This window comes from uncultured Campylobacter sp., from assembly GCF_938045775.1.
GTDB lineage: Bacteria > Campylobacterota > Campylobacteria > Campylobacterales > Campylobacteraceae > Campylobacter_B.
In genome coordinates this window covers 1-7535 of the sequence record NZ_CALIBH010000091.1, presented here as the reverse complement: position 1 = coordinate 7535, position 7535 = coordinate 1, and the positions used below count along the sequence as shown (strand labels likewise).

Sequence of the window (7535 nt, the reverse complement as noted above, 5' to 3'; positions counted from 1 at the left end):
CTACGAAGGAGCTTTTGGCGCAGTACGAAAAGGCCCATCCGAGGTTTTTTATCAGCCTGCAAGCCGCCTTCGCCAACATCCACGAAGAGACCTTTTTCGAGCCTAAATTTTAAAATTTAAACCGCGATGCTAGGATTAAAATTGCGCCTTTTTCGACATAAGAATTAAATTTTCGTTGCGAGGGTAAAATTTGCAGCGCAGAGGTAAAATCCTTGACGTCGTGCGGCAGAATTTGCTACGCTCTTGCTAGGTGGCAAAATTTATCGTTTAAATTTACGCGAATTCTATCTTTGTAAAATTTGGCGCGATCCCTCGTCGAGGTGAGCTAAATCTTACGTACAGCCCCCACCGCGTGGCTTTAGGCGGCAACTCTTACGGCGTCGCGAGCTAAAATTTATGCAAAGAGACTCTAGGCGGCAGAAATTCGTGCGGCGCGCCCGCGCCCTTTCGCCGCTATCAGCACTTAACGTTTTTGGCCTTGCTATCTTGCATCGAGCGGAAAAATTCCGCCTTGCTTAGCGGGACTTTGTCTAGATGATCGCTTGCAAAATGCTGCAGACGGCCCTCGTAATCCCCAAGCCCGATGAGCGGGGCAGGCGTCCGATCCGCCGCGATAAAAGCTTCGCCACGGCTCCCAAAGGCGCGAGCAGTTGCCCGTTACGTGCTCGAGCGGCTGCGTGAGAGCGGGCTGCGCCCTGCATTGCTTTTGAAAAACAGCCGCGGCTGTTTTCGGCGTCGCCCTCTCGTCTTGCTCAAAAGCCGCCCGTACCAAGCGGAGCCTTACAAGCAAGCGTTATGGGCTTGCAAAGCTCGCGCGAAAGATAGTTGTAGAAATTCCATTTCAAAAAAATATTTTAGAAATTTTACTTCACAAAATTTTAAAATTCTCAACCAGACTAAATTTTAAAATTTTAATGAAGTCCGATTCAAAACTCCGACGAAGCCGAATTATGAAATTTTATCCCGCAAAATTTTAAAATTTATCGGCAGGCTATAGTTTGAAGCGCATTCGCGGATCTGCCCGCCGTGCGCCGTAAATTTAAACCGCTCGCCCGCTCCGCTAAAGATAGTTTTAGAAATTTATTCCGCAAAATGTTTCTAAAATTTTACCTTACAAAATTTCAAAATTTTAACGAAGCCGAATTTAAAATCCAGGCGGAGCCAAATTTTAAAATTTTATCGGAGCGAAATTTTAAAATTTCGCGCAGCCGAATTTCCGCTCTCGTTTCATAAACGTTACATTTTGAAATTTCGCTACTCGCGAGAGCTTAAATTTAACGCCGCTTTAAAGCTGCTCAAAAGCCCACGTATCGTGCGCGTAGATTAAATTTTAAAATTTCGCACGCGCCGCGTTACTTCTTAAATTTACATACTACGAAATTTTAACCGATTTTCGCTACAAAATTTATGCCGCATTAACCGCCGCGGATATATAATAGTAAATGTCATATTTCACGTAAGGAGTAAGCATGGCTACAATCCAACCAAGCTATAAGCTTTTCATCGACGGCGAGTTTGTGGGTGCCGAAGGCGGCGCGAGCCTAGACGTTTTTAATCCCGCTACCGGCGAGAAAATTTCAAAGATCGCAGATGCTAGCAAGGCGGACGTCGATAGAGCGGTCGCCGCAGCCCGCAAGGCGTTTGAGAGCTTCCGCCGCACCAGCGTTTATGAGCGCAGCGCACTGCTAAATAAGATCGCCGACGTCTTAGAGCAAAACGCCGAGTTCATCGCTACCGTAGAGACTATCGACAACGGCAAGCCGATCCGCGAGACGCGCGCGGTCGACGTAGCGTGGTCGATCGAACATTTCCGCTATTTTGCGGGCGTGATCTTGGGCGAGGAGGGCAGCGCCAATATGCTAAAAGAGCGCTATCTATCCGTCGTTTTACGCGAGCCGATCGGCGTAGTAGGACAGATCGTGCCGTGGAATTTCCCGTTTTTGATGGGCGCGTGGAAGCTCGCTCCGTTACTTGCCGCGGGCGATACGTGCGTATTTAAGCCAAGCTCCGAAACCAGCCTTAGCATTTTGGAGTTCATCCGCCTAATCGCGCCGCTGCTTCCAAAGGGCGTCATCAACGTAGTAACCGGCAAGGGAAGCAAAGCAGGCGAGTTCGTCCGCACTCACAAAGGGCTCGATAAGCTTGCATTCACCGGCTCTACCGAGGTCGGCAGAGGCATCGCGTTAGCCGCGGCGCAAAAGATTATCCCCGCTACGCTTGAGCTTGGCGGCAAGAGCGCAAATATCATCTTTGATGATTGCGACTTCGACGTTGCGATCGACGGCGTGCAGCTGGGAATTCTTTTCAATCAAGGTCAGGTCTGCTGCGCGGGAAGCAGGATCTTCGTGCAGGAGGGCATCTACGATAAATTCGTACCGGCGCTCGTGGAGAAATTTAAGCGCATCAAGGTGGGCGATCCGCTCGATCCGAACACCCAGATGGGATGCCAGATCAACAAAAAGCAAGCCGATAAAATTTTAGAGTACGTAAAAATCGGCGTAGAGGAGGGCGCTAAGATCGCCGTGGGCGGCAAGCGACACAGCGCGGGAGAGGCTTTCGTCGAGCCTACGCTACTCGTGGACGTGCGCAACGACATGCGCGTGGCGCAGGAGGAGATCTTCGGTCCTGTGGGCGTCGTGATTAAATTTAAAGATCAAGACGAGCTCGTCCGCATGGCGAACGACAGCCTCTACGGACTAGGCGGTGCCGTATTTACGCGCGACATCGCAAAGGCGCTCACGGTCGCACGCCTGCTTGAGACGGGTCGCGTGTGGGTCAATACCTACAACCAGATCCACGCCGGCGCGCCGTTTGGCGGCTACAAAGAATCGGGCATCGGTCGCGAGACGCACAAGATGATCCTGGAGCACTACACCCAGACCAAAAACATCTACATCGACACGATCTCCAAACCGAGCGGCTTTTACGAGCAGTAAGGCTTAGCACGGTACTTCGGGCTACGTTTCGGGCGGTTTGCGCCGCCCGAAATTTTATTCTGCTTTAAAAGACAATATAAAAAACGAAAATTAAGTTTAATAAATATACAATTAGGCACCATTTAAAAGGAGAAAAAATGAGACGAATTTTTTTGTTGAGCCTTATGGCTATCGTAGGTTTGGGTCTTGCCGGATGCGGAGAGGACGAAAAAGAGCCAAGAACAATTTCTTATTTCAAAGAAAATCCGCAAATAGCTAAAGAACGTATTGCTGAATGCAAAAAAATGGAACGCAGAAGCGAAAAGGTTGACAAAGATTGCAGAAACGCTTCTTTGGGCTTTGAGCAAAGTAAAAACTAAAATGATCAAATTTCTGAAAGTAGTAGCGCAAATGCGCTAATAATGTTTTCCCTGAAGCGGAATTTAAAGAGAGAAAGAGAACAGAATTCTTAATGGCGAGCATTAAGTAGTTTCAATTTTTTCTAATTCTTCGGAATTTTTTCAAATTTCTTTGCAATTTTACAGCCGCGTGCGTTCAAACGTCCGATATGACTTTTGTCGCGGGCGGCTCGACAAAAACATTACTTGACCTGCTACGCTTACGCAGCGTTTAAATTTAATCTTGCCAGCGGCTACGGCTAAATTTTAAAATTTCAAACTCGCCGTTTTAAAGAGCCGTCATCTGCGCGAGTGAGCGTAGGCGGGCGCAAGCAAGAAATAGCCTCGGGCGCTGTTTTATCGCGAGCCTTCGTTCGCATCAAGTCATACCGAGCCGCGCCAAAGTCTCAAAACTCACGCGATTGTTAATTTTGCTATCGAGCCGTACGCAAGCCCGAACCTAAACTTGCGCAGCTTACGAACGTCGCTCGGTAAAATTTTAAAATTTCATCCGGGCTAGCTCGTCGCTCTACGCAGGCTTCGCCGCCGCGGAATTTAAACTTTGTTTTGCTATAATCGGGCTAAAATTCCAAAGGTCGCCTATGAAAATTTTACCTTACGTCGCGCTCGGCTTGTTTCTTGCAGCCTGCACGCAGGTCTCGCCGCCCGCCGAAAATACCCGTGCCGCAAGCGGCACCGTCGTAAAGGATGCCGACAATTCTACCGGTACAGGTAATGCCGTCAAAAATTCTGCCCCGTCCAAGATTTCCGCGCCAAAAAATATAGCCTCCGCGAATGCTGCCGCTAAAAATTCTACCGCGTCTTCTGTGCGCGAAATTTGGAGATTGCTAGAAAATGCCGATCGGGCGCTGCTTGCTAAAGAGATCTCGCGCGCCGAAGAGCTCGCCGCACGGGCGCAGGAGCTTAGCGAGCTAAAGCGCATCGAAGTAGGGCGGATTTTTAGCAGATTTGTCCGCGCGCGGATCGCCCTGCAACGCGGCGATACCGACGCCGCGATCTCGCTAGCGACGGACGCGAGCTCCATGCAAAGCGGGGTGGCGGAGATATATGCCGATGCCGTAAATTACGAGAGCGCTTATACATTCGGGCGCATCTACGAGGCTCGCGGCGATCGTAAGGGCGCTGTGCGCGAGTATGGGCGGGCGCTGTTTGTTTGGACTATGTTTTTACAGAGCGATCCCGTGCGTGCGGAGGAGATTTTCGCCCGACTGCAAACGCTCACACCCGATCCCTACGAGGCCGAAGGCAGAGCTAGCGGCGCGTGCGAGTATCTGCGCGCCAAGGCTAGCTCCGCTTTTGATGAGCCGGCGCCCAAGCCCAAGCGTCGTGCACTGCGGGATTTGGCCGTATGGGAGGCGCACTGCTTGCATCTGCGCCCGTTTATAGATGACGGATCGGACGAGCGCGCGCGTAGGGCTTCGCTCGCGCGGGATTACGCACAGCTGCATGCGGGATTGGGCGAGTGTGCCGCCGCGCTAGAGCATCTGCTTGCCGCAGCGGAGCTCTCGGATGCGACGGAGCCCGATACGGGCAGGCTTTATCTACAGATCGCGCGACAATTTTTGGCGATTTACAAAGAGGCGGGCGCGAGTAAAATTTCTGCGAGCTATGCGCAGAAAAATTTAGCCGCGGCGCAGGATTACGCGGACAGATCGATAAAGCTCTACGAGGGCATGCGCGGCACCGCCTACGAGCACTCGGGCTACGATGGACACGAGATTTTAGGCGAGATCGCGATGATACGCGGCGATCCGTCTGCGGCGCTGGGGCACTTCGCGGCGATGAGAGACGATGCGGCGGCGCTTTTGGCATATCAGCAGCTACCGGCTTACAAAGAGGCGCTAGTCCATGCGCTAGAGCTGCTCGCACAGTGCTATGATGCGCTAAAAGATCGCAAGAACAAAGCGGCGGTTCTGCGCGAGCTTAGGAAGCTAAAGAAGGGCTAGCGGGTTGCCAGGCGGCGGCGTTTCGTGAAATTTTGCCGCTGCGCTGCGATGAAATTCGGCTCGGGCGTTGCGCGGTTTTAGCGCTTAGGGCGCGGCGAAATTTTATGTCGTTTGAGAGCGGTGCGGGCTTGCGGCGGATTTAGACGGCATGGCGGAGTTTGCGCTTTTGAAGCCTGATTTTGAAAGCAAAATTTATACCCGCGCCGTAGATTTGAAGCGGCATCCGTGTCTGTGCGGCGATTTATCTTCGCATCGCATCGTCTTACATTGCGGCCACTAAAAGCCGCAATTTCGCCGGCATATGAAGCTTTGCGAGCGCTTTTGAGTGCGGTTCGATGTCGCGCGCGAGCTAGAGCTGGGCTTTGGGAGCTGTTTGTGCGTCAGTCGGGCGCGGTTTTATCGCAGACCTCGTCCGTACCGAGCCGCGTTAAAGCCTCAAAACTCACGCGATTTCTAATTTTGCTATCGAGCCGCACCGAACCGCAGCCAAACTCGCGCGGCGAAAGTCTAAATTTACGCTATAATCTTGCAAAGTGGAGCGTAGAACTCCTGCTGCGCGTGCGCGACGAAATTTAAACAAAGGCCCGCAAATTCGGGCTTCTTAGCTTTTGCACGGCTGCGGCGTAACGCTAAATTTAACGGAGGGCGCATGGATAAAGAGCGGTATATTTTTGAGAAATTTAGATCGAAGCTTAATGGCGATGATTGCGCCGTGATCGGCGAACGGGCGTATTGCAAGGACCTTTTCGTCGAGGGCGTGCACTTTCGCCGCGGCTGGCTTAGCCTGCGCGAGATCGGCGCAAAGGCGATGCTCGTAAACATCTCGGACATGATCGCGACGAATGCGCGCGCCAAATACGCCCTGCTGGGGCTTGCGCTGCCGCGCGAGATCGGCACGCGCGAGATCGACGAGCTGTGCGCGGGCGTGAGCGAAACGGCGCGCGAGTGGGGCATACGGATCATCGGCGGCGACACGATCGGCTCGGATCGCATCGCGCTTAGCGTAAGCTTGATCGGCAAGTGCAAGCACCCCGTGTTTCGTAGCGGCGCGCGCGTGGGCGATCTCATCGCGCATACGGGCGAGCTAGGCAGCGTCGGGCGCGATCTGGCGGTGCTTTTAAGAGATGAAATTTCGCCCGCTAGCTCGCAGATGCAAAACCGAAACGATAAAATTTCGTCGGTGCAAGGCCCAAGCACCACGCCGCAGGGTCTCAATGCCGAGGCTTCAGCTGCACAAAATCCTGGCGATGAGGTGCGAAACCTGGGCGATAAAATTTCGCCCGCGCATGCTAAGCTACAGAACCTGGACGCTGAAACTTCGGCAATACAAATTTTGGATCTTGAGCCGCAAAGTCTGGACGATAAAATTTCACCTGCGCGCGCCGAGCAGCAGAGCCTAGACGCCGAAACTTCGGCGCAAAATTCCGTGTCGCAGAGCAGAGACGATCGCAAGAGCCCTACGGCGCAAAGCCTTGCATGCGAAAATTCTACGTCGCAGAGCTCTGCAGGCGAAAATCCTGTGCCGGGTAGTGGCTCATATCGCTTGCGCGAGGATCTGCGCGCAAAAATTTCAAAAAATTCGCGCTTCGTCAGGCCCGTCTTGCGCGATAAGTTTTTTTACAAGGCGGCGAAGTTCATTAGCGCGGCGATGGATATTAGCGATGGGCTCGCGCAGGACTTGCCCCGCTTGTTGGAGGCTAGCGGCGTGGGTGCGCGCTGGATCGCCCGCCCTAGCGAGGCTGCGCTGCAAAGCGGCGAGGAGTATGAGATTTTGTTTAGCTTCGCGCCGAAGTTTTTGCCTAAAATCTACGCGATTGCCGCTAAGGCGGGCGTCTCAATCAATATCATCGCCGAGGTTTGCCCGCGCACGCCACAAAGCTCGATGGAATTTCGCGGCAGCTCGCACCACTTCGCGCCTTGAAATTTGCTGAGCTCGCTTTAAATTTTAAGGCGCGTGGCATGGAATTTGAAATTTCGCGGAGCCACGAAATTTTGTGGAGGCGCGGAATTTTATAGAGCCGCGGAATTTGGAATTTGAAATTTCGCCCCTTCACGTAGCCTACACGCAAGCTCGCTATCATACCGTTACAAAATTTACAAAGGAGCCGTATGAGGGGGATCGTAAAAAAATTTGTCGCAGGCGACGCGGATATTATATTTGCCAGACTTTCCGTTATTATCGTGCTTGCCGTGATGGGCAACTACAAGTGGTTTGAGTTCGAGGTAGAGGCTTTAAAGCCGCTCTTTTCGCAGAC

General features: G+C 52.3%; 6 protein-coding genes and 1 pseudogene. 6 read left to right on the top strand and 1 reads right to left on the bottom strand.

Annotated elements, in window-relative coordinates; genetic code table 11:
- Positions 1–113, top strand: a pseudogene (locus Q0238_RS12250) (tRNA 2-thiocytidine biosynthesis protein TtcA); the annotation flags it as partial.
- Positions 114–456: 343 nt separating this feature from the next.
- Here the strand turns inward: Q0238_RS12250 and Q0238_RS03260 are convergent.
- Complete coding sequence (locus Q0238_RS03260; protein ID WP_297942889.1) at positions 457–615, bottom strand: CstA-like transporter-associated (seleno)protein; 159 nt, start codon at positions 613–615, stop codon at positions 457–459.
- An 854-nt stretch (positions 616–1469) separates the two neighbouring features.
- On the opposite strand from Q0238_RS03260, the gene Q0238_RS03255 reads away from it, so the two are divergent.
- The 5 genes from Q0238_RS03255 to Q0238_RS03235 form a co-directional block, all read left to right on the top strand.
- Positions 1470–2936 carry an aldehyde dehydrogenase family protein gene (locus Q0238_RS03255; protein ID WP_297942885.1) on the top strand — a complete coding sequence of 489 codons (1467 nt, stop codon included), beginning with the start codon at positions 1470–1472 and terminating at the stop codon, positions 2934–2936.
- 137 nt (positions 2937–3073) lie between these two features.
- Complete coding sequence (locus Q0238_RS03250; RefSeq protein WP_297942883.1) at positions 3074–3295, top strand: EexN family lipoprotein; 222 nt, start codon at positions 3074–3076, stop codon at positions 3293–3295.
- Between the two features lie 620 nt (positions 3296–3915).
- The gene (locus tag Q0238_RS03245) at positions 3916–5280 is read left to right on the top strand and encodes a hypothetical protein (RefSeq protein WP_297942881.1); all 1365 of its coding nucleotides are present in this window, start codon (positions 3916–3918) and stop codon (positions 5278–5280) included.
- Positions 5281–5929: 649 nt separating this feature from the next.
- Positions 5930–7201, top strand: coding sequence for a thiamine-phosphate kinase (locus Q0238_RS03240; RefSeq protein ID WP_297942880.1), 1272 nt, complete (start codon positions 5930–5932; stop codon positions 7199–7201).
- A gap of 188 nt (positions 7202–7389) precedes the next feature.
- A partial coding sequence (locus tag Q0238_RS03235) for a DUF417 family protein (RefSeq protein ID WP_297942887.1) occupies positions 7390–7535 on the top strand: 146 nt, incomplete at its 3' end.

What these genes read in the sequence shown, in the direction of transcription:
- Q0238_RS03245 (WP_297942881.1), top strand. Translation starts at nt 3,916, where the DNA reads ATGAAAATTTTACCTTACGTCGCGCTCGGCTTGTTTCTTGCAGCCTGC.
- Q0238_RS03255 (WP_297942885.1), top strand. Translation starts at nt 1,470, where the DNA reads ATGGCTACAATCCAACCAAGCTATAAGCTTTTCATCGACGGCGAGTTT.
- Q0238_RS03250 (WP_297942883.1), top strand. Translation starts at nt 3,074, where the DNA reads ATGAGACGAATTTTTTTGTTGAGCCTTATGGCTATCGTAGGTTTGGGT.
- Q0238_RS03240 (WP_297942880.1), top strand. Translation starts at nt 5,930, where the DNA reads ATGGATAAAGAGCGGTATATTTTTGAGAAATTTAGATCGAAGCTTAAT.